Raw genomic sequence first — 23,302 nt, 5'->3', positions numbered from 1 at the left:
GGTTCAGCACGATCGCGCTGCGGCTGAGCACTGCCTGCCGACCCTTGGGAGAGCTGATGAACCACGCGCCGGACCCGTCCGCTGCGGCCCCGCTCCACGAACTCGTCGCGCACCGGGCCGCCTCGTCCCCCGACGCCCTCGCCGTCGTGGCGGGGGAGCGTGCGCTGACGTACGGGGAACTGGACCGCGGCGCCAACCGGCTGGCCCACCTGCTGCTGCGCACCGGAGCCGGACCCGGGGCGCCGGTCGGTGTCCATCTGCACCGCGGCGCTCCCCTCGCCGTCGCCCTGCTGGCCGTCTGGAAGGCGGGCGCCGCCTATGTGCCGCTCGACCCGGACCATCCGCCGGCCCGTACCGCGGAGGTGCTGGCGGACACCGGCGCCACGGTGGTGATCTCCGGGCCGAACCGGGCGGACGTCCTCGACACGGCCGGCGTACGCACCCTCGTGCTCGACACCGGTGCGACGGCGCTCGACGGGCTGCCCGCCGGGCCCCCGCCGGCCGGTGTGTCCGGCGACCACCCCGCGTACGTGCTCTACACCTCCGGCTCCACCGGCCGCCCCAAAGGTGTCGTGGTGAGCCACGCCGGCCTCGCCAACCAGGTCGGCTGGCGGATACGGACCCACGGGCTCGGCGCCGGCGACCGCGTGCTGCACAAGACGCCGCTGACCTTCGACGCCGCGGGCTGGGAGATCTTCGCCCCACTGGCCGCCGGCGGCACGGTCGTCATGGCACCGCCCGGCGCCGAACGCGACCCCGCCCTGCTCGTCCGGACGGTCAACGAACAGCGCGTCACCGTCCTGCAGGTCGTCCCCTCACTGCTGCGGATGCTGGTGGACGAGCCCGCCTGGCAGGACTGCACCACGCTCAGACTCCTCTCCTCCGGCGGCGAACAGCTCCACGCCGAGCTCGTCCAGCGTTGGCTGGCCCGGGTCGAGGACAGCGCCGGCGACGTCGAGGTGTGGAACACCTATGGACCCACCGAATGCTCCAACGAGGTCACCGGCCACCGCTTCGACCCCATCCAGAGCACCGGCCCGGTGCCCATCGGCATCCCGCTGCCCGGCATCCGCACCCTCGTCGCCGGCCCCGACGGTCGCCCGGTGGAACCGGGCGAGCGCGGTGAGCTGTACCTGGGCGGCACCGGTCTCGCCCACGGCTACCTCGGCCGGCCCGGCCTGACGGCCGACCGCTTCGTCCCCGACCCGTACGGGCCCGCCGGGGCCCGGCTGTACCGGACCGGTGACCTCGTACGTCAGCGGGCCGACGGCAGCCTCGAACACCTCGGCCGTACCGACGACCAGGTCAAGATCAACGGAGTGCGGATCGAACCCGCCGAGGTGGAGGCCGCCCTCGCCGGTCATCCGGCACTGCTGGAGACGGCGGTCACCTCGTTCACCGCCCCCGGCGGCGCGACCCGGCTCGCGGCCTACGTCCGCCACCGCCCCGGCACCGCCACCACCCCCGACGAGCTCCGCGACTTCCTCGCCGACCGGCTGCCGCGGACCCATCTGCCCGCCGTCTACGTCGAGACGGCGGCCTTCCCGAAGACGTCCAGCGGCAAGACCGACCGGCTCGCCCTGCCCGCGCCCGATCCGGCCGGCCACCCGGACGCCACACCCGCCACCGAGGCCGAACGGCTCGTCGCCGAAGTGTGGCGGGAACTGCTCGGGACCGGGGACATCGGCGTGCACGACGACTTCTTCCGGCTCGGCGGCTCCTCGCTGCAACTCACCCGGCTCGCCAACCGGCTGCGGGCCACGACCGGCAGGGCCGTCGAACTGCCCCTGCTGCTCCGCGCGACCACCGTCGCCGCCCAGGCCCGGCTGATCGACGAGGACACCGCGGGCCCGCACGGCCCCGAAGCGTCCCCCGTCCGCCCCGTACCGCGCACCGGGCCGCTTCCGCTCTCGCTGGGCCAGCGCAGGCTCTGGCTGCTGGAACGGATCAACCCCCGCGGCCGCGAGTGGGTCACCGGGCTCTTCCTGCGCGTTCCCGCCACCGACGGCGAGCCGCTCGTACGGCGGGCCCTGGACGAACTCCGGGCCCGGCACGAGGCGCTGCGCACCCGGTTCGTCGTCGCCGACGGCGGCAGGGAAGGAGAGCCGGTGCAGATCGTCGACCCACCCGAGCCCATGGAGCTGCGCACGGTCACCGCGCCGCGGTCGGCGGCCGGAGCGATCGTCGAGGAGGACGCCGAGCGGGGCTTCGACCTCGAACAGGGCCCCGTGGTCCGCGCACTGCTCATCACCGAGCCCGCCACGGCCACAGGGCCCGCCACGGCCACCGGGCCCGAGGCGGCCACACACGTGTCCGCACCCGACCGCACGCTCGTCCTGCTGATGCACCACATCGTCGGCGACGGCTGGTCGGCGACCGTCCTGCGCCGCGAGTTCCACGAGATCCTCGGCGCCCTGCGCGCGGGCCGCCGTCCCGATCTGCCCGAACTGCCCGTGCAGTACGCCGACTACGCCGTCTGGCAGCGTGCCCGCCTCACCGACGACGTCGTGGCGCGCGAGCTGGACCACTGGCGGACCGTGCTCGACGGGGCCGCGCCGCTGACCCTGCGCACCGACCGGCCCCGGCCCCCGGCCCGCGACGCGCGTGGCGCGCTCGTCACCTTCACCGTGCCCGCCGGTGTCGCCCGGTCGCTCACCGAAGTGGGACGGCGCGGCGACGCCACCCCGTTCATGGTGCTGCTGACCGCGTTCACCACCCTGCTGGCCCGGTACACCGGGCAGTGGGACGTGGTGATCGGGACACCCGTCGCGGGCCGGGAGCGCCCCGAGATCGAGAACACCGTCGGGTTCTTCCTCAACAGCCTCGTCCTGCGCTGCGCCCTCGACGGCTCACTCGCCTTCGAGCAGGCACTGGAGCGCGTCCGGGACGTCTGCAAGGAGGCGTTCGGCCACCAGGAGCTGCCCTTCGAGGAACTGGTCGCCGAACTCGCGCCCGAACGCGACCTCTCCCGCACCCCGCTCTACCAGGTGGCGTTCGACTACCACGACGTGGAACTCACCGGCTCGGCCGCCGACGCCGCCGACCTCGACACCGTGACCGCCGTGTCGACCATCGCCAAGACCGACCTCACGCTCTACATGCGGGGACAGCCGGACGGCACGGTCGTCGGCGCCCTGGAGTACGCCACCTCCCTCTTCGAGCGCTCCACGGCCGAGCGGCTCGCCGCCCACTTCCAGCGACTGCTCGCGTCCGTCGCGGCGGCCCCGCTCGGCCGCCTGGACACCCTCGACATGCTGCCCGGCGACGAGCGGGCCGCGCTCACGCGCTGGAGCCGTACGCCCGGGCCCGAGGTGACCGCCTCCGTCCCCGCGCTGTTCGCGCGGCGTGCCGCGGAAGCACCGGACGCCACCGCCCTGATCGCCGGTGACGCGACCCGCACCTTCGCGGAACTCGACGACGAGGCCGGGAAACTGGCCGGCCGGCTGCGCGCCCTCGGCGCCGGGCCCGAGTCCGTGGTCGGGGTGCTCCTCGACCGGGGACTCGACCTCCCGACCGCGTTCCTCGGCGTGTGGAAGGCGGGAGCCGCCCATGTGCCGCTCGACCCGTCGTTCCCGCCCGAACGCGTCGGCCGGGTCCTGGCGGACGCCGGAGCGGACATCCTGGTGACCCAGGCGTCGTACCGCGAGCGGCTCGCCGCCGTGTTCGACGGACGGCTCGTGGTCACGGACGACGATCCGGCCGCGGACGAACGGCACCCGCGGGCCGTGTCCGGCCGGGGCCCCGGCGCCGAGTCCGGAACCGGCAGCGTGTCCACCGAGCCCGACCCCGAGGCGCTGGCATACGTGATCTACACCTCCGGCTCGACCGGCCGCCCCAAGGGAGTGCAGGTCACCCACCGGGGCCTCGCCAACCACATCGCGTGGGCGGTCGACGAGCTGGCGTCCCGCGGCACAGGCGGCGGCGCGGTTTTCTCCTCGGTCGCGTTCGACCTGGTCGTGCCGAACCTCTGGGCGCCGCTGCTCGCCGGGCAGCCGATGCGTCTGCTGCCGCAGGACCTGGACCTGGCCGGGCTGGGAGACCTCCTGCGGGCCGGGGCGCCGTACTCGTTCCTCAAGCTGACGCCCGGGCACCTGGAGATCCTGGCACGCCGGCTCACCCCCGAGCGGATGGCCGGACTGGCCGGTGTCATCGTGGTCGCGGGCGAGGCCCTGCCGGTGCGGCAGGCCGACGAGTGGGCCCGGGCCCTGGGGCCGGGCCGGCTCATCAACGAGTACGGCCCCACCGAGGCCTCCGTCGGCACCACCGTCCACCCCGTGACCGCCCCGGTGAACGGCGAATCGGTGCCCGTCGGACGGCCGTTGCCCGGCGTCGCGGTCCATGTCCTCGACGACCTGATGCGCCCGGTACCGGTGGGTGTGGTCGGCGAGCTGTACGTCGGAGGGACCGGCGTGGCCCGCGGCTACGCCGGCCGCCCCGACCTGACCGCCGCGAGCTTCGTACCGGACCCCTACGGGCCCGCCGGGGCCCGGCTGTACCGGACCGGAGACCTCGTACGGCTGCTGCCCGGCGGGGACGTCGACTTCATCGGCCGGCGCGACGGACAGGTCAAGATCCGCGGCTACCGCGTGGAGACCGGTGAGATCAAGACCGTGCTCGACGGCCATCCGGCCGTAACGGACTCCGTCGTGATCGCCGTCGAGGACGCCGGCGGTGGCGCGAGCCTGGCCGCCTACTGGGTGCCGGCCCCCGGCGCGGACGACCCGGACGCGATCAGGGAGGCCCTCGCCGCGCACTGTGCGGAACGGCTGCCCGACTACATGGTCCCGCCCGTGTTCACACCGATTCCCGCGGTCCCGCTGAACGCCAACGGCAAGCTCGACCGGGACGCCCTGCCGCGGGCGGACCGTGAGACGGCGGACGACGCGGTGGCGCCGCGCGGAGTCGTCGAGGAGCGCATCGCGGAGATCTTCCAGGAGCTCCTCGGCAGCCCCGCCGGCGCACACAGCCACTTCTTCCGCAGCGGTGGCAACTCGATCCTCGCGATCCGGCTCATCGCCGAGATCCAGCAGTCCTTCGACATCGACTTCCCGACCCGGGCCGTGTTCGAGGGAGGCACCGTGGCCGAACTCGCCCGGGTGGTGGAGGAGGAGGTCCGCGCCGAGATCGACCGGATGTCGCCGGACGAACTAGAGACCTGGCACCGTGCAGAAAGCGAAGAGGAATGACCGAAGACGATTACGTATCCGCGCTCGTGAAATTCATCGGGGAGGAATTCCTCCACGGTGACGCGCAGGCGGAGCTGAACGACACGACCCCGCTCATGGAATCGGGAGTCCTCGACTCGCTCCGGGTCGCCCTCCTGCTCACCCACATCCGCGACGAACTGGGTCTGTACGTGTCGCCCGCGAAGATCGACGCCCACCACTTCAAGGACATCCGGACCATCGCCGGAATGCTCCACGAACTGTCGCAGGAATCGACGACACAGGGGGAAAAGGCATGAAGGCTGACTTCGACGTCGCCGTCATCGGCGGCGGACCGGCCGGCTCCACCATGGCCTCCTACCTCGCCCGGGCCGGACTCTCCGTGGCCGTCTTCGAGAGCGAGACCTTCCCCCGGCCGCACGTCGGTGAATCCCTCGTCCCGGCGACCACGCCCGTCCTGCACGAGATAGGCGCTCTGGAGAAGATCGACGAGGCGAAATTCCCCAAGAAATACGGCGCCTCCTGGACCTCCGCCGAGTCCCGCGACATTCCCAGGATGGGCTACAGCGGCCTCAGCCACGGCTGGACCGCGGACATCGCCTTCGTCGAGCGCAACCAGCCCGGCGTCGACCGCGACTACACGTTCCACGTGGACCGCGGCCGCTTCGACGCCATCCTGCTGCGCCACGCCGACGAGCAGGGCGCCACCGTCTTCAACGGCGTCCGGGTCCTCAGGACCGACTTCACCGACCCCGAGCTGGTGCGGCTCACCGTGCGCCTGGCCGCCAAGGAGGTCGACTTCACCGCCCGGATGGTCGTCGACGCCTCCGGCCGGCAGACCCTGCTCGGCCGCCAGCTCAAGGTGAAGGTCGCCGACCCGGTCTTCGACCAGTACGCGGTCCACACCTGGTTCGAGGGGCTGGACCGCGACGCCATCGCCGGCGACGCCTCCCAGGTCGACCACATCTTCGTGCACTTCCTGCCCATCAAGGACACCTGGCTGTGGCAGATCCCCATCACCGACACCATCACCAGCATCGGGGTGGTCACCCAGAAGAAGCGCTTCGCCGCCGCGGCCACCGACCGCGAGGGCTTCTTCTGGGACTTCGTCTCCAGCCGTCCCGAACTGCACGACGCCCTGAAGAACGCCGAGCGCATCCGCGAGTTCAAGGCCGAGGGCGACTACAGCTACGCCATGCGGCAGATCTGCGGCGACCGCTTCGTCCTCATCGGGGACGCCGCACGGTTCGTCGACCCGATCTTCTCCAGCGGTGTGAGCGTCGCCCTCAACAGCGCCCGCATCGCCGCCCAGGACATCATCGCGGCGCACGAGGCCGGGGACTTCGCCAGGAAGCGCTTCGAGACCTACGAGACCAAGCTGCGGCGCGCGGTGAAGTACTGGTACGAGTTCATCTCCATCTACTACCGCCTGAACGTGCTGTTCACCGCCTTCGTCCAGGACCCGCGCCACCGCATCGACGTACTGAAGATGCTCCAGGGCGACGTCTACGACGGCGAGGAGCCCAAGGCGCTCGCCGCCATGCGCGAGATCGTCGCGGAGGTCGAGAACAACCCGGACCACCTGTGGCACCCCTACCTGGGCACCCTGCGGGCCCCCACCTCGGCCCCGGCGTTCTGACCGCGCGCCGGCCACGCGTCCGCCGACCTCCGCCCGGCGCCGCGGCGCCGGGCGGAAGTCCGTGCCGGTGAGCGGGAAAGTCCGGCCGTCCACCACCCACGGGGGCGAGACCCATGCAGAGAATCCACTTCACCGCGTCCGACCTGGCCCGCACCCGGCTGCGCGGCACCCTCGGCCCCCTCGCCGAGGGTGCCCTCGCACTGGGTGTCCTGGCCGCCTCCGGCCACGCCGACTACGCCCGCTGGCGCGCGGAGGCCCATCGCCGGCTGCTCCAGCGGTCCGCCTCCTGGCCACCGCCCGCCCGGCTGCTGCGCACCCTCAAGACCCCCGACGACGTGCTGTTCCTGCTGGAGCGGGCATCACCGGAGAACCGCGCGCCCCAGGCCGGGACCTCCCACGCGGAGGCGTACCGGCTGGCGCTCGACGTGTGGCGGTCGGCCGTCGTCCCGTACTGGGACCGCATCCGCGAGCGGCTCGACGCCGAGTGCGAGGCCCGCGGCCGGATCGCCATGGCCGGCGGCGTCGAGCAGCTGCTCGCCACCCTGCACCCGCGCATCGTGTGGAAGGGCCCGGTCCTCGAAATCCCCGACGGACCCGACCGCGACCTCCACCTCGACGGCCGCGGCCTGCTGTTGTGCCCCTCGGTCTTCCTGCCCGGCCGCACCGGCAGGGTCGTCGAGTGCGAGCCGGACACCGGTATGGCGGCCCTGGTCTTCGCGGCCCCCGCGGCCGGCGGCCAGGCCGCCGACCTGTGGGGCCGGCCCGACGACCACGGTCAGGCGCTCAGCGCCCTGGTCGGCCAGACCCGGGCGGCCGCGCTGCGCGCGCTCACCGCCGCCTGTACCACCAGTCAGCTCGCTGCCCGGCTCGGCATCTCCTCGGCCGGTGCCAGCCAGCACGCCGCGGTGCTGCGCCAGTCGGGCCTCATCACCACGCGCCGCGTCCGCAACAACGTGCTGCACACGGTGACACCGCTCGGTATGGCGCTCCTCGGCGGCCGGCTGCGCGACGGTGCCGCCGGGTCGCTCACCCCCGGTCCGGCCGGACCTCAGGCCACGTACGGAACTGCCGCAGCCCGTACAGCAGCGGGACCCGGTCGCCTCGCCGGGTGACCCGGCGGACCTCCCCGTACACCGCCACGTGGTCGCCCACCGGCTGGGCCAGCAGCACCTCGCAGTCCGCGACCGTGTGCGCGTCGGCGGTCAGATGCGGCCCCGCCGCCTCCCCGTCCGTCTCGCAGGCGACCTTTCCGAACCGGTGCGGATCGCCGGAGGCGAACAGCTCGGCCGTCCGCCGCGCGCCCGCGTGCAGCAGGTTCACCGCGAAGGTCCCCGACCCCCGCACCGCTGCCAGGGTCGGGCTGCCGTCCCGCAGGCACACGAGCAGCACCGGTGGCTCCAGTGAGACCCCGCACAGGGACGAGCAGGTCATACCGCGGCGGACACCACCGGTGTCCGTCGCGGTGACGACGCCGACCCCGGTGGGGAAGCCGCTCATCAGCGTACGGAACTCGTCGGGGGTGGCCGGTGCCGCCGTCCGCACGGCCGATTCGCTCATCGCGCTCCGCTTTCTGTGATCACGGACACCCGCGGGAGCCCGCCGCGACGGGGCCGCCGCACGGCAGCCCCACCACGGTCCGACGGGACGAGAGGCGCCATCGCCGCCTCAGCGCATCTGCGAGAAGTAGTCGAACGCCCTGGGCAGCGTCCTGGTGAGCGCCTGCGTCTTCTCCCTGATCGCCTCGAACTCCCGCTGGGCGGCGCCCGGATCGGCCAGGGCGAGCGCGGGCGACGGCTTCACCTCGATGCCGCCCATGCCGAGCAGGATGCACATGTACGAGTACGGCGGCAGGCCGTGGTAGTACGGGTACACCGTCTCGCTGTCCGGAAGCTGGGTGCGCCACTTCTCGATGCGTTCGGCCAGCCCGTCCGGGAGGCGCCGGGTCTTGGTGTCCCGCCAGTACTGCGTGTCGGACCGCTTGGCGCTGACGTAGTGCAGCACCAGGAACTCCCGCACCCCGTCCATGACATGGGCGATCGCGTCGTTGTACCGGTCCCGGTGGGTGGGGTCCCAGTCCGGTCCGGGGAAGTTCTTGGCCAGCTGCTCGATCGCGTGGTGGATGAAGAAGATGCCGGTCGACTCCAGCGGCTCGACGAACCCGCTGGCCAGGCCGATGGCGACACAGTTCTTCACCCAGGAGTTGCGGCTGCGGCCGATGCGCATCCGGATGTGGTTGGCCTCGGCGTCGGCCGCCGCGGGCCCGACGAACTCGCGCAGGGTGCGCTCCGCCTCCTCGGGCGAGAGGTAGTCCCTGGCGTAGACGTAGCCGGTGCCGACCCGTCCCATCAGCGGGATCGTCCAGATCCAGCCGGCGTCCTGGGCGGTCGCGGTGGTGCACGGCCGGATGCCGCGCTTCTCCATGTCCATCGGGACCTGCAGCGCGACCGCGCTGTCGTTGGGCAGGGTGTCCTGGTAGGAGAGGAACGGCTCCTCCAGGGCCTTGTTCAGCAGCAGGCCGCGGAAGCCGGTGCAGTCGACGAACAGGTCGCCGGTGAGGTCGCCGTGCTGGGCCGTCCGGACCGCGCTGATCCAGCCCCGGTCGTCGAGGTCGACCGTCTGCACGTCGTCCACGATGTGCTTGACGCCGCGCTCCACGGCGTACGCCGTCAGGTACTTGGCCAGCAGCGCGGCCTCGAAGTGGTACGCGTACGGGAACTGGGTCTTGCCCTGGTGCTCGGACATCGTCAGCCCCTGCATCTCGTCCGCGCCCTCGTCGAAGGGCTGGTCGAGCAGGGTGCCGTCGAGCCGCCGCGGGCTGAGCCCGGCGTCGATGACCGAGGCCATCACGAAGCAGTCCTTGTCGAACCGCTCGGTCGGACCGTTCTGGAGCCACCAGTCGGTCAGCGGGTGGCCGTTGACCGATCTCATCTGTTCGAAGGGGTGGTAGAAGTAGTGCCCCTTCTCGCGCCAGTTCTCGAACCGCACCGCCAGTTTGTACGTGGCATTGCAGGCCGGCATCCAGTCCTTCTCCTTGAGCCCCAGGAACTCGAAGAAGTGCCGGATGTCACTGAAAGTGGCTTCACCCACACCGATGGTTCCGACTTTCCCGGACTCCACCAGAGTGACGTCGATCCGGTCGCCGAATGCGGCCTTGAGATACGAGGCGGTCATCCAACCCGCCGTACCGCCACCGACGATGACGACTCTGTTGAGCATGCGCGTCCCCAATCCCGTAACTCCGCGAGGGCCAGATGGAACTCGACACTAGGTGGGTGCGGAAACCCCCGGAAGGTCCTTAAGTGACCAGTGAAAGTCGCAGGTGATACGCCGGACTTCACCGGCCGCAATCCAGTCCAATTCACCCGGCTCGCACCGTGCATTCCGGAAGCGGGGGCTACGATCTCCGCGCACGCTTTCCCCGGAAATCCCGACGAAGGAGTTCTCGGATGTTACGCACCATCAGGGCCGCCGGTGTCGTTGCGGCGGCGGCACTGGCCGTGACGGGTACCGGCGCGGCCCCGGCGACGGCTTCTGCCGCTCCGGCGCCGGCCGCGGCACGGTCGTCGGCGCAGGCGCCGCACACGGACGGTGAGCTGGACTGCACCGACGTCGATGCCGATTTCCGGGGGCGCGCGTGGGGCAGCGGGTACACGCCGGGCCTGACGATCGTCGTCCGTCACCTCAGCGAGGGACCGGATCCGGCGCCGGACACCCTCGTCGTCAAGGCCGACGGGACGTGGAGCACCGGCTGGAAGTCCATCGGCGGCTGGAAGTACACGGTCGACGTCCGGGACGTCCGGGGCAACGCACTCGACGACCGGTACGTCGGAGAGTGCCCGCCCTGGTGAGGCACCGGCCCGCTCCACGGCAGGACCGAGTCTGCCCCCCTTCCCCGGCCGGGGAAGGGGGGCAGACGCGTCTGCGGGTGGGCTCACCCGGCGGACAGCAGCTCCGCCACATGCCCGCTGATCGCCACCACCGTGGGCCGGTGCCACAGCAGGGTGGCCGGGAGCTTGTGGCCGAACCGCTTCTCCAGGCGCCTGCGGATGACGATCGTCATCACCGAGTCCAGTCCCTGTTCCACCAGCGAGCGGCGGATGTCGAGGGAGGCCACCGGCAGCCGCATCTCCCCGGCGATCTGGCCGGCGATCTCGGTGACCAGCCGCTCGCGCAGTTCCTCGCCCGACAGACCGGCGAAGGAGTCACCGCCGCCCTCCGCCGCACCGGCCGGGGAGGGCTCCTCCGCGCCGACTTCCCGCAGCAGCGGCAGCCGTTCGGCGCCCGCCTCCAGCGGTGTCGTCCGCAGCACCGGGAAGTGGCCGGTGCCGCGCCGCGCGGCGTGGTCCCACGCCGCGAACGCCTCCGCAGGCGAGATGTCGGTGACTCCGCGCTCCCGCAGCTCCAGGTCGACGACCTCGTTCACCGCCATGCCCTGGCCGCGCCACGACGTCCAGCCGAAGCTCGTGGTGTCGCCGCGGTGGTGCGCCAGCGCGTCCAGGAAGGCGTTGGCCGAGCCGTAACTGGCCTGCCCCGGCAGCCCGAGGAGCTGACCGCAGGAGGAGAAGAGCACGAAGAAGTCCAGACTGCCGGCGGGGAACAGCTCGTGCAGCACCCAGGCGCCCTCGGCCTTCGGACGCATCACGGCCCGCAGCGACGCCTCGTCCACGTCCGGCACCATCCGGTTGTCGAGCACACCCGCGGCGTGCACGATGCCCCGCACCGGCGGCATCCCGAGCGCGTCAGGGGCCAGCAGCCGGGCCGCCGCGGCGGCGTCGGCGACGTCCAGGGCCACCACGCGCACGGTCACCCCGAGCGCCTCCAGCGCCCGCACTCCGTCGATGTGACGCTGTGTCACCTCGTCCGTCACGTTGTCCCACTCGGCCCGCGGCGGCAGCCCCCGCCGTCCGGCCAGCACCAGACGCCGGGCGCCCCGCCCCGCCAGCCAGTGCGCCACCTCCAGACCGAGCACACCGAGACCGCCGGTGATCAGGTACGTGCCGTCGGCACGGCAGGCCGGTGCCTCGTGCCGGGCCTCCCGATCCGTGCGGGCCAGCCGGGCCGTCTCGGCGGCGCCATCGGACCCCAGCGACACCACGTCCTCGTGCGGAGCCGCCCGCAGGACGTCCAGCAGCGCGCCGGCCGTCTCCGCTCCCGCGTCCGCCGGCAGATCGACGATCCCGCCCCACAGCTCGCCGTGTTCTCCGGCGACGACCCGGCCGAGCCCCCACAGCGCGGAGTGGGTGAGCCCCGTCGTCCCCCGGCTCTCCCGCACGCCCGTCGTCAGGGCCCACAGGCGGGGGAACCGCACCGTGTCCAGGGCGGCCAGCCGCTGTGCCGTCTCCAGCAGCAGCCACGCGTTGCCCGCCGCCGAGCCCGGGACCGACTCGCCCGGCACGGGCGGCGGCGGCAGCACCAGCACGTCCGTGGACGCGTCGAGCCCGGCCGGGGAGGCCAGGTCCCCCGGCGCCTTGAGGGCCCGGAACCGGCCACCGACGGCGGTGACCAGGTCGCGCAGGGCGCCCGCCAGGGGATGGTCGACCGCGCCGATCAGGACCAGGTCCCGCCCGGCGCCCTCTGCCCGGGCCCCGGTCTCCAGCGGCCGCCACACCACCTCGTGCACCAGCTCCCGGGGCGGGGCGGCCACCATCGACTCCTGGCCGATCGACGCGTACCGTACGCCGGTCAGCGCGGCCAGCACCCGTCCTCCGGGGTCCGCGATCAGGACGTCCACCGCGTCCGCCGCCGGGTCGTGCGTGACGTGGACCACTGCCGACGCCGGGGGCGCGCCCCCGACACTCACGGCGGCGAGGTGCGCGACCATGCGCAGCGCGGCGGGCCCGGGGTAGGCGGACGGGGCGATCGACAGGGCGGCGTCGAAGAGCGGCGCCCATGTCGCGGGCGCCCGCTCCGGCTGCTCCGCCGTCACGCGCGCCTGGAGGGTGCCCTCGGCGCGCAGCAGTTCCCCGACGGTCCACTCGAAACCCATGGTGGGCACGCCGACCGAGGCCAGGTGGCGCTGTATCCCGCCCGGATCGGCCGGGGCGAGCGAGGCGTCCGGTGCGGGCAACCGGTCCGGTGGGGCCGGCGGGGTGTTCAGGGTGGTGGCGGTCGTGTGGGTGAGCCAGGCGCCGTCGCCGTCCGCGACGCGCGAGGACACCCGCAGCCCGTTGTCGTCGTGCACGACCTGGATTTCGCGGCGCTCGCCGACGGTCAGCGGCAGCCGCAGCGCGACCTCGCCCAGTGCCCGCCGGCCGTTGCCGTCCCCGCCGTCCGCGTCCCCACCGTTCCCGGCCGCCGCGAGGAAGGTGTTGATCAGCACGGCGGCGGGCACGATCTCCGTCCCGTTGATGGTGTGGCTGCCCGGGTAGGGGCGGTTCGCGTCCTCCAGGACCGTCCGCCACAGCCGCAGAGACCGGCCGGACACGGCGACCGGAGAACCGATGAGCGCATGGGCGTCCACATCGTGGCCGAGGCCCTGGCCCGCGCCCGGGAAACGGGTCTCGCGCCAGTGGGGCTGCCGCTGCCAGGCCACCCGGGGGAGCGTCACCAGGCCGCCGGCCGGGGCCAGACGGGTCCAGTCGCACGCGATGCCCGCGGTGTGGGCGGCGGCGAGCGCGGCGAGCAGCGAGGACTCCTCCGGCTGGTTGCGCCGCAGCGACGATCCGACGAAAGCGTCCTCCACCCCCAGATCGGCGAGGGTCTCGCCGAGGGAATGGGCCACCACCGGATGCGCGGAGATCTCCAGGAAGGCCCGGTGACCGTCCTCCGCGGCGGCCCGGGTCGCCGCCGCCAGCCGCACCGTGTTGCGCAGGTTCGCCGCCCAGTAGGCGCCGTCCGCCCGCGGAGTCGTACGCGGGTCGTCGAGTGCGGTCGAGTACATCGGGAGTACCGGCTCGCGCGGGGTCAGATCGGCTGCGGCCGCCGTCAGTTCGTCGAGCAGCTCGTCCATCTGCGGGCTGTGGAAGGCGACGTCGGAGGCCACCCGGCGCAGTTGGACGCCCTCCGCCTGCCACTCCCCGGTCAACGCCTCGATCGCGGCGACGTCGCCGGAGACGACGGTGGAGGAGGGCGACGCCGAGATGGCGGCGACCACGTCGGTGCGGCCCGCGAGGCGTTCGGTGACCTCCTCCAGCGGCAGGCTCGCCATCGCCATCGCACCCCGGCCGGCGACCCGGCGCAGCAGTGCGGAACGGCGGCAGATCAGCCGGGCGCCGTCCTGCCGGGACAGCGCCCCGGCCGTGACCGCTGCCGCGATCTCACCGACGGAGTGCCCGATCACGGCGGCCGGGACGACGCCGTACGACCGCCAGACGGCGGCCAGCCCGATCTGCACCGCGAAGATCATCGTCTGGACGCGGTCCACGGTGCCGAAGTCGCCGTCGACCAGCACCTGCCGGGGCGAGAAGCCGATCTCCTCCAGGAAGACCGGTGTCAGCTCGTCGATGGCCTCGGCGAACGCCGGCTCGGACGCCAGCAGGTCGCGTCCCATGCCCACCCACTGCGAACCGTGGCCGGAGAACACCCACACCGGCCCGCCGCCCGGCGCGGCGGTCGCCGATCCGGTGACCGCCTCCCGGGACTGTTCCCCGTCGGCGACGATCCGCAGCCCGGCCACCAGGTCCTCGCGGCTCGCGGCCACGATCGCGGCCCGGTGGTCCAGGTGCGAGCGGCGCAGTGCCAGCGTGTGGCCCAGCGAGTCCAGACCGGCCTCCCGGCCGGCGCCGGGAGCGGTCAGCCAGTCGGCCAGCGTGCCCGCGTACGCCCGCAGCGCGGCGGGGGACTTGGCGGAGACGGGGAAGAGCCGGGTGCGTTCCGGGGCCGGTGCGGACGCCGGTCGCCGCGCGGTGCCGGCCGGCTCGGGGGCCTGCTCCAGCAGCACGTGCGCGATGGTGCCGCCGTAGCCGAAGCCGGAGACACCGGCGCGGCGCGGGCGTCCGCGGTCCGGCCACGGCGTACGCTTCGTGACGACCCGCAGCCCGTTGGTGTCCCAGTCGATCGCCGGATTGCCCCGGTGGTAGTTGAGGCTCGGCGGGATCTCGCCGTGGTTCAGGGCGAGGACGGCCTTCAGCATGCTGGCGACCCCGGCACCGGCCTCCAGGTGTCCGATGTTGGGCTTCACCGAGCCGATCAGCACCGGCTCGCCCGCGGGCCGCCCCCTGCCGTACACGGCGGAGAGGGCGCCCGCTTCGAGCGGGTCGCCGAGGCGGGTTCCGGTGCCGTGGGCCTCGATGTAGTCGACGGAGCCCGCCTCGATGCCGGAGCGGCGCAGCGTGGTCTCCAGCAGCGCCTGCTGGGCGGTGCCGCTGGGGGCCATGATGCCGTTGGTGCGGCCGTCCTGGCTGACGTGGCTGCCGCGGATCACGGCGAGTACGCGGTCGCCGTCCCGCTCGGCGTCGGAGAGACGCTTGAGGACGAGCACGGCGCCGCCCTCGCCCCGCCCGTAGCCGTTGGCGGAGGCGTCGAACGGCTTGCAGCGGCCGTCGGGCGCGGTGGCGCCGGCCGACTCCAGCGTGAGCGACAGCCCGGGGGAGATGATCAGGTTGACCCCGCCGACCAGGGCGACGCCGCTCTCCCCCGCCCGCAGGCTCTGGCACGCCAGATGGGTGGCGACCAGGGAGGCCGAGCAGGCGGTGTCGACGGCCATGCTGGGGCCGCGCAGGTCGAAGGCGTACGAGATCCGGTTGGCGGCCGCGCACATGGCGCTCCCGATGCCGGTCCAGGCCTCGATCTGCGGCAGGTCCTCCAGCAGCCGCCGGCCGTAGTCGTCCGACCCGATGCCGACGAAGACCCCGGTGTCACCGCCCGCCAGGCTCTGCGGCGGGATGCCCGCGTCCTCCAGCGCCTCCCACACCACTTCCAGGAGCAGCCGCTGCTGCGGGTCCATCAGCTCCGCCTCGCGGGGCGTGAGGCCGAAGAACGCGGAGTCGAACCCCTCGACGTCCTCGACGAACCCGCCCGGGATGTCGGCGCGGCGCACCGCGGCGCCGTGCTCGGGCCCGAGGTCCCGGTAGGGGCCCCAGCGGTCGCCCGGCATGTCGCCGATGCCGTCCCGGCCGGTCAGCAGCATCTCCCAGAACGCGCCGGGCGAGTCGGCTCCGCCCGCCAGCCGGCACCCGGCCCCGATCACCGCGACGGGTTCCGGCGGCACGGCCCCGGAAGGCGGCAGGGGCGCGGGTCCGGGGACGGGTGAGCCGGTCGCTGCGGACTCGTCTTCGATGGACACGACTTCGGTCTCCTTAGCCATGATCAACCGCACCACGGGGCGGTGTGCCGGATCCGCACGACAGCGCAGGACAGGGTGACGCCGGGGCCGACGCCGAGCATCAGGAAGTGGTCACCGGGCCCGAGTTCGCCCGTGCCCAGCAGATGGTCGAGGGAGACGATCTGGTCGCTCGCCCCGAGATGGCCGACCGTCCGGCCGAACTCCCAGGTCGACTTCTCCATGGGCAGGCCCAGCGCGGCCATGCAGCGCTGCTCGACGATCTCCCGGGAGTAGTTCATGTACGCGACGCGGGCGACGTCCGCGAGACCGATGCCGGCCTCGGACAGGGTGCGCTCGACCAGCTCCAGGGTCAGCCCGTGGACCCGGACCAGAGACCCGGTGCCCGTGCCGTCGGCGAGTGCGGCCCGCTTGAACTCGGTGTTGCGGGCCTGGAAGTCCAGCGGCCGCCCCACGGTCGGACCGGGCGGGAACAGCGGCTCGGCTCCGCGGTGCATCCCCTCGGCCTCCGACACGGCGACCGACCCCACCGAGAGGAGCTGGGCGAACGACGGCTCGGTGGTCAGGACGACCGCACTGGCCGCGTCCCCGGCGATGTAGCCGGGCCCCATCGTCCAGCGGTCCATCATCGGGGTGCCGAAGTTGTCGGCCGCGACGAGCAGCGCGGTGGCGTGCCGCCCCGCACCTCTCCCGGGCCGGCCCCGCAGATGGCCGGCGCCCAGCTCCAGGGCGCCGAACATGCCGTTGCAGCCCTGCCGCACCTCGAGCGCGAGCACCTCGTCGCCGACGAGATGCCGCTGGAGGTAGTACTGCGGCTGCCAGCCGTCGGGCCCCTGGTGCCAGGAGTCGGCGTACAGCAGCAGATCGGTGTCGTCGGGGCGGTGTCCGCAGCGCTTGTACGCCTCCTGGGCGGCGCGCAGCGCCATCTCCGGCGCCGGTGTCTCCCCGGCCACGGCCGCGCCGGTCAGCTCGTGCAGCTCGGCCTCGAAGGCGGAGTACCGCCCGCTCTCCACGGCCTCCGCCACGGTGACCGTGCCGGGCAGGAAGACTCCGAGCCCTTTGATGAATACGTCGGGCGTCCGCAAGGCCGCCTCGCCTCCTCTTGTGTCGGATGGGTCGTGACCGGGTGCGCGAACCGGGGGTCAGGACGCCGGCGGCCGGTGCGCGAACGCCTCCAGCGTCCGCACCAGCCGCCCGAGCAGCCGCTTCGCCCGGGTGCGCGAGAAGACGTCGGGCCGGTGGCCGAGCCGCAGCGTCAGGGTGGGGCCCGGCACGGCGGCCAGCCGCAGCGGGTAGTGGGTGCCGTCGTCCACGTCGGAGGACACCAGTCGCAGGCCACCCGCGGCGGCCGGACCGGAGGCGTCGAAGGAGTGGTTGACGAAGGTGATCGCGGTGTCGAACAGGGCGCCGCCGGTGGTGGCGCCGGTGACGCCGTCCGGCCCCGCGGCCCGGCGCTGGATGTCCCCCAGCGCCAGATGGTGGTGCGGCGACAGCGCCATCTGCTCCCGCTGCAGCCGCGCGAGCGTCTCCGGCAGGGGTTCACCGGCCCGCAGCCGCACCCGTACCGGGACGGTGTTGGTCAGCAGGCCCACCATGTCCTCGACCCCGAGCAGCCCGGGCGGACGCCCGGAGACGGAGGCGCCGAACACCACGTCGTCGCTGCCCGTGACCGCGGACAGCAGCAGTCCCCAGGCGCCCTGGACGGCCGTGTTGAGCGTGATCCCGTGGGCCAGGGCCCGCGCGGTGAGCGCCGCGGTCAGCTCCTCGTCCAGCCGCTCGGTGAGGTGTTCCTGCGCGGGCGCCGGTTCCGGAGCACCGCCGGCCACCAGGGTGGGGCCGGGCAGGCCGTGGAGCGCCCGCGCCCAGGCCTGCCGGGCCGCCGGGCGGTCCTGGGCGGCAAGCCAGGCCAGGTGGTCGCGGTGCGGCGGTGCCGGCGGCAGGACCGAGGGGTCCCCGCCACGCGCGTACAGCGTGAACAGCTCGCGGACCAGGATCGCCGTCGACCAGCCGTCCCAGAGGATGTGATGCGCCGTCAGCAGCACCCGGTGGCGGCCCTCTCCGAGCCTCAGCACCAGAAACCGCAGCAGCGGGGGCGCCGCCATGTCGAACCGGCGGGCGCGCTCCTCCGCCGCGAGCCGGCGGGCCTCCTCCTCGCGCCCGTCCCCGGGCACCCCGGTGAGGTCCCGCTCCGCCCACGGGAGCCGGACGTCCTCACCGACGATCTGTACGGGGTGCGACGCCGTCTCGCCGTGCCGGAACGCGCAGCGCAGCGCGGTGTGCCGGCGCAGCAGCGTGCCGGCGGCCGTCCGCAGCGCCGCCGTGTCCAGCGGGCCCTCCAGGTCGAAGCGCAGCTGCGCCGCGTAGGCGTCGACGCCGTCCTGGGCCAGAATGCTGTGGAAGAGCAGCCCTTCCTGCAGCGGGGTCAGCGGAAGTACGTCGGACAGGTCCGGGTGTGCGGCGGTGAGCGCGTCGATCTCCGCCTGGTCCAGCGCCACCAGCGGCAGGTCGGAGGGTGTCAGCCCGCCGGCCCCGGCCGAGCGGCTGTGCGCGACCAGGCCGGTCAGCGCCGTGGACCACAGCTCGGTCAGCTCCTTGACCGCGGAGTCGGTGTACCGGTCGCCGTCCCAGACCACCGTGACGTCCAGTTCGGGCCCCCCGCCCAGGTCGTAGGCGACGGTCGTGAAGGTGACCGAGCCGGCGGGGACGGTCGCCGCTTCGGCGGCGAACGAGAAGGCGGAGGGCAGCCCGTCGGGACCGGCCACCGGCAGCCAGTCGCCGTCGGCCCCCGCCCCGGCCCCGGCCAGGGGAAGCGACCCGCGGTCGCGCAGCGCGAGCGGTGGGGCCGCCTCCGGTGCCGTGGGGCCGCCGGCGCGCAACCTCTCCTTGGCCCGCTTGAGCACCCCGCCCAGGGCGTCGGACCCCGCGCACACCTCCTCCCAGGTCACCCCGTCCGTGTCGATGCGGACGGCGACCGTGCCGGCGAGCGGCCCGACGGTCCGTTCGAGACCCGTGGCCGGCCGGCCGGCGTGACCGGGCCTGCGGCGCTCCCACTCCAGCGGTACGCCGCCGCCGGTCGCCGCGTCGTCCGCGGGACGGTACGCCCACTGCGCGTACGCCAGTGCCAGGCCGGCCGCCAGCACCTCGCCCGGTTCGGCCCGGTACAGCCCGGCGAGCCTGGACGACAGGGCGCCGAACTCGCCGGCGGGCAGGGTCAGCCGCAGACTGCGCGCCCGCCCCGCGGCCGCGCCGGCCGTACCGTCGTCCGCCCCGCCGGCCCTGTCGTCCGCCGCACCCGCGCCACCGTCCGCCGCGTCCGTGCCGCGGTGCGCCTCGTCCGCCGCGTCCGGCACCGACTGCCGCGCGGCCCAGGTCCGCAGGGACGTGCCGACGGGGGCGAGGGCCACCGGCCGGTCCGCGGCCACGTCCGCCCAGGCGGCCGCCAGGTCCCCGAGCAGCACGCGCCACGACTCGGCGTCCACCACCAGCCGGTGCGCCACGAGCAGCAGCCGGGCGGTGCGCCCGGCAGCCGCGTCGAAGAACACGCCCTGCACCATCAGCCCCTCGGCCGGCGACAGCCGGGACTCCGCGGCGGCCCGCACGTCCTCGAAGGAATCCCCGAAAGCCGCCTGGGAGCCCTCCCGGGTCCTCTCCCCACGGCGGTCCGCCGACGCCTCCGGGTCCGCGTCACCGGCCCGCGTGACCAGATCCGGCGCGCCGAACGTTCCGGCGGGGAGCGTCCGCGCCTCCCACCGGCCGTCGTCCGCGACCGACAACCGCAGCCGCAGGGCGTCATGGTGGTCCACCACGGCCCGTACGACCTCGGCCACCGTGTCGAACCGCGCCCCGGCCGGCAGGCGCAGCAGCACCGACTCGTGGCCCGCCGCCGCGGGGCCGCCCGGGGCGCGCGCCGCCCTGACGAGGGCGGGCACCATGGCCACCGGCCCGGTTCCCTCGTCCGGCGTCCCGTCCTCCCGCTGCCCGGCACGGCCGGGCAGTTCCCGTGCGTGGGGGGCGAGTTCGGCCACCGTCGGATACCGGAACACGTCACCCAGCTCGAGGTCCAGCCCCGCCGTGTGCGCCCGGGACAGCAGTTGCAGTGCGGTGATGCTGTCGCCGCCGCGGTCGAAGAAGGAGTCCTCCACACCGCACCGGTCCAGCCCGAGCACCTCGGCGAACAGCTCGCACAGGACCTCCTCGCGGGCGTCCCGCGGCGGCCGGTCGGTCAGGGCGGCCGAGAAGTCCGGCGCGGGCAGCGCCCGGCGGTCCACCTTGCCGTTCGGGGTGACCGGCACGGCCTCCAGCGGTACGACGGCCGACGGCACCATGTGGTCCGGCAGCGAACGGGCCGCGAAGGCGCGCAGCCCGGCCGGGTCCGGCACGGCGCCCGGCTCGGGGACCACATAGGCCACCAGCCGCTTACGTCCGGGGCGGTGCTCCCGGACGGCCGCGACCGCCGTCCTCACCGAGGCGTGTCGGCCCAGCACCGCCTCGATCTCCCCGAGTTCGATGCGGAAGCCACGGATCTTGACCTGGTGGTCGGCCCGCTCCACGTATTCGAGCTGGCCGTCGGCACGCCACCGCACCAGATCGCCGGTGCGGTACATGCGCGAGCCGGGCTCGCCGTACGGGCAGGGCACGAACCGCTCGGCCGTCAGGGCCGGGCGGCGCAGATAGCCGCGCGCGAGCCCGGCGCCGGAAATGAACAACTCGCCGACGACGCCCGGCAGGACCGGCGCCATGGCCTCGTCCAGCACGTACACCCGGGAGTTGGCGACCGGCCCGCCGATCGGCGGTGTGCCGTCGGGGGCCAGCGGCCGGCTCACGGTGGTGGTGACGGTCGCCTCCGTCACGCCGTACTCGTTGAACATCCGCCGCCCCGTGGCCCAGCGCCGCAGCACCTCGGGCGCCATGGGCTCACCGCCGGTGATCAGTACCCGCAGATCCGGCAGTTCCTCGGGCGCCATCCGGGACAGGAAGACCGGCGGGATCGCCGCCTGGGTGATCCGCTCCGTGCGCAGCAGCCGGACGAGCGCCGGTCCCGTGACGGTCCGCCCGGCGGGCGCCAGCACCAGCCGGCCGCCGGCCATCAGGGTCGGCCAGATGTCCCCCATCGCCACGTCGAAGCTGGGGGAGACCAGCTGCAACACCCGGCTGTCGGAGTCGAGTCCATAGCGCCGTATGTGGTCCTCGGCCAGGTTCCGCAGGCCCCGGTGGGGCACGGCCACACCCTTGGGGGAGCCGGTCGACCCCGATGTGTAGATGACGTAGGCGGGGTGGTCAGGGTCCGGGCCCGGCAGCGGAGGGCGCTCCCCGGCGGCCGCTGATCCACCGCCGACGTCCGCCCGTTCATCGCGGGCGTCGACCCGTTCACCGCCGTCGGCCTCGTCCAGCAGGAGCCGGGCAGTGTCCCCGGGCAGCAGTCCGCCGAAGGCCTCCGTGGTGATCACCAGCGCGGGCGAGGAGTCGGCGAGCATGTACGCGATGCGCTCGGCCGGGTACGTCGTGTCGACGGGCACGAACGCCGCACCCGCCTCGAGCACCGCCAGCATCGCGACGACGAGTCCCGGCGAGCGGGGGAGGGCCAGGGCGACGCGATCCTCCGGGCCGACGCCCCGGTCCGCCAGCTCGTGGGCGAGCCGCTCCGCCCGCGCGCCGAGCTCGCCGTACGTCAGGGTGCGCGCGCCGTGCACCAGCGCGATCCGCCCCGGGGCCGCGGCGGCCCATTCGCCGACGAGGCCGGGCACCGTCTCGTCGGTCAGCGCCAGACCGGTGGCGTTGAGTTCGGTGAGCAGATGGTGCCGCTCCGCCGCACCGAGCACGTCGAGCGAGGCCACCGGAGTGTCCGGGGCGCCGGCCGCCGTGCGGAGGAACGCCAGGAACCGTTCCCGGTGAGCGGTGAGGCTCTCCAGGTCGTGCAGCTCCGGATTTCCGTCCAGGACCAGCGACATGGCTTCGCCGCCGGGTTCGGGGCGGACGGTGACGAAGAGGTCGAGCGTCGGCCCGGACGCCAGGTTGTGGCTGGTGGCCGGGGTGTCCCCGAACCGCAGCGGGCCGCCGTACGGCATGAAGTTGACGATCGGGCCCAGCAGCGCCCCGGCCCCGCCGTCCAGGGCCAGTTCGCGCTGGAGGTCCTCCAGCCGGAACCGTTCGTGCTTCAGTGTGTCGGCGATCTCGCGGGTGAGCCGCGGCACCAGTCGGGCGAGGCTCTGCCCGGGCGGAAAGTCCAGGCGCACCGGCACACTGTTGGTGGCCATGCCGGGGATGCGACGGGAGGCGACGCTGCGCCGGCCCGTCACGGGCAGGCCGAGGACGACGTCCCGGCGATTGGTGACGCGGTGGACGTAGGCGCCGACGACGGCGGTGAACAGGATCTGCCAGGTGGTGCCGGCCGCGGCGGCAGCCGTGCGCAGCAGACCGAGATCGTCCGCGGGGATCGGCGCGGTCAGCCGCAGCCGCAGCCGGTCCTCCGGCAGGACCGTTTCCGCGCCCTGCCTGCCGGGCACGTACAACGGCTCCGGCGGGTCGGCGAAGCGCTCCAGCCAGTAGGCGCGGTCCGTGTGGAAATCGGCCGAGGCGCGGTACGCGGTCTCTTCGGCGAGCAACTCGGCCAGCGGGCCGAATACCGGCTCGACTTCCTCCCGCCCGGCGGCCAGTTCGGAATAGATCTCCGCGAGGCGGTGGCCCAGCAGATGAACTCCGTAGCCGTCGACGACCACATGGTGGAGCCGGTAGTAGAAGAAGAACCTCTGCTCCGAAAGCCTCAGCAGGGCGAAGCGGGAAATCGGTCCGGCGGCCAGATCGAGCGGGCGCCGGACGTCCTCGCGCATCCACCGCCGGGCCTCCGCCTCCGGATCGGCCGCAGCCGTGAAGTCGGTGAGCGGCAACACCGCCGCGTGCGCCGGATCCAAGACCTGCCACAACCCGTCGTCGTCCCGGACGACGGTACGGATACGGACGATGTCCGCCTCGGCGCGCAGCAAGGACCAGGCTCTGCCGAGCAGCGCCACATCGAGCGGACCGTCGACGGCGATGTACTCCGCGCAGTTGTATTTCTGCCCGGACGCGTCCAGCTGGTGAGCGAACCACACCCCTTGCTGACCGGCGGACAAAGGCAGCCGTATCGCGTCCCCGTCGACCATTCCCGACTCCATCGCTCGCGGATTCTCGAGGCTCCTGCTCGACCGCACACAGAGGTGCACGGTAAAGACCAGCCTGGAGATCGCGGCTATAGACCGCCTATACGGCCCCGGTCCGGGTCGGATAGACCGGATAGCGAAG

10 protein-coding genes are annotated in these 23,302 nt (G+C 73.7%); 5 read left to right on the top strand and 5 right to left on the bottom strand.

What is annotated here, in order from left to right; genetic code table 11:
* Positions 1 to 56 precede the first annotated feature (56 nt).
* The 4 genes from ACY34K_RS20765 (at position 57) to ACY34K_RS20750 (ending at position 7,916) form a co-directional block, all read left to right on the top strand.
* Positions 57 to 5,186 (top strand): amino acid adenylation domain-containing protein, encoded by a 5,130-nt coding sequence (locus ACY34K_RS20765; protein WP_462749185.1) that lies wholly within the window; start codon positions 57 to 59, stop codon positions 5,184 to 5,186.
* Entirely contained in the window at positions 5,183 to 5,464 is a 282-nt protein-coding gene (locus tag ACY34K_RS20760; RefSeq protein ID WP_462749183.1) for a phosphopantetheine-binding protein, read from the top strand. The genes ACY34K_RS20765 and ACY34K_RS20760 overlap by 4 nt, the downstream gene beginning before the upstream one ends.
* Complete coding sequence (locus tag ACY34K_RS20755; RefSeq protein WP_462749182.1) at positions 5,461 to 6,804, top strand: NAD(P)/FAD-dependent oxidoreductase; 1,344 nt, start codon at positions 5,461 to 5,463, stop codon at positions 6,802 to 6,804. Before ACY34K_RS20760 ends, ACY34K_RS20755 begins: the two co-directional genes overlap by 4 nt.
* 113 nt (positions 6,805 to 6,917) lie before the next feature.
* On the top strand, positions 6,918 to 7,916 hold the full coding sequence (locus ACY34K_RS20750) for an ArsR/SmtB family transcription factor (RefSeq protein WP_462749180.1): 999 nt from the start codon (positions 6,918 to 6,920) through the stop codon (positions 7,914 to 7,916).
* Here ACY34K_RS20750 and ACY34K_RS20745 read toward each other — a convergent pair.
* Positions 7,831 to 8,361 carry a flavin reductase family protein gene (locus ACY34K_RS20745; protein ID WP_462749177.1) on the bottom strand — a complete coding sequence of 177 codons (531 nt, stop codon included), beginning with the start codon at positions 8,359 to 8,361 and terminating at the stop codon, positions 7,831 to 7,833. The two genes, ACY34K_RS20750 and ACY34K_RS20745, sit on opposite strands and share 86 nt — an antisense overlap.
* Positions 8,362 to 8,469: 108 nt before the next feature.
* Complete coding sequence (locus ACY34K_RS20740) at positions 8,470 to 10,020, bottom strand: tryptophan halogenase family protein (protein WP_462749175.1); 1,551 nt, start codon at positions 10,018 to 10,020, stop codon at positions 8,470 to 8,472.
* Positions 10,021 to 10,250: 230 nt separating this feature from the next.
* Between ACY34K_RS20740 and ACY34K_RS20735 the strand changes: the two genes are divergently transcribed.
* Positions 10,251 to 10,652, top strand: a complete 402-nt coding sequence (locus ACY34K_RS20735; protein WP_462749173.1) for a hypothetical protein — start codon at positions 10,251 to 10,253, stop codon at positions 10,650 to 10,652.
* A gap of 83 nt (positions 10,653 to 10,735) precedes the next feature.
* Here ACY34K_RS20735 and ACY34K_RS20730 read toward each other — a convergent pair whose 3' ends face one another.
* Genes ACY34K_RS20730 through ACY34K_RS20720 form a run of 3 tightly spaced genes read right to left on the bottom strand, consistent with a single transcriptional unit; the run spans position 10,736 to position 23,175 of the window.
* Entirely contained in the window at positions 10,736 to 16,027 is a 5,292-nt protein-coding gene (locus ACY34K_RS20730; protein ID WP_462749172.1) for a type I polyketide synthase, read from the bottom strand.
* 23 nt (positions 16,028 to 16,050) lie between these two features.
* The gene (locus tag ACY34K_RS20725) at positions 16,051 to 17,109 is read right to left on the bottom strand and encodes a ketoacyl-ACP synthase III family protein (protein ID WP_462749170.1); all 1,059 of its coding nucleotides are present in this window, start codon (positions 17,107 to 17,109) and stop codon (positions 16,051 to 16,053) included.
* 57 nt (positions 17,110 to 17,166) lie between these two features.
* Positions 17,167 to 23,175: an amino acid adenylation domain-containing protein gene (locus tag ACY34K_RS20720; RefSeq protein ID WP_462749169.1), complete on the bottom strand. Its 6,009-nt coding sequence runs from the start codon at positions 23,173 to 23,175 to the stop codon at positions 17,167 to 17,169.
* Positions 23,176 to 23,302 lie beyond the last annotated feature (127 nt).

This window comes from Streptomyces sp. STAM6 (genome assembly GCF_054963715.1).
This window is presented reverse-complemented; position numbering and strand designations above follow the sequence as displayed.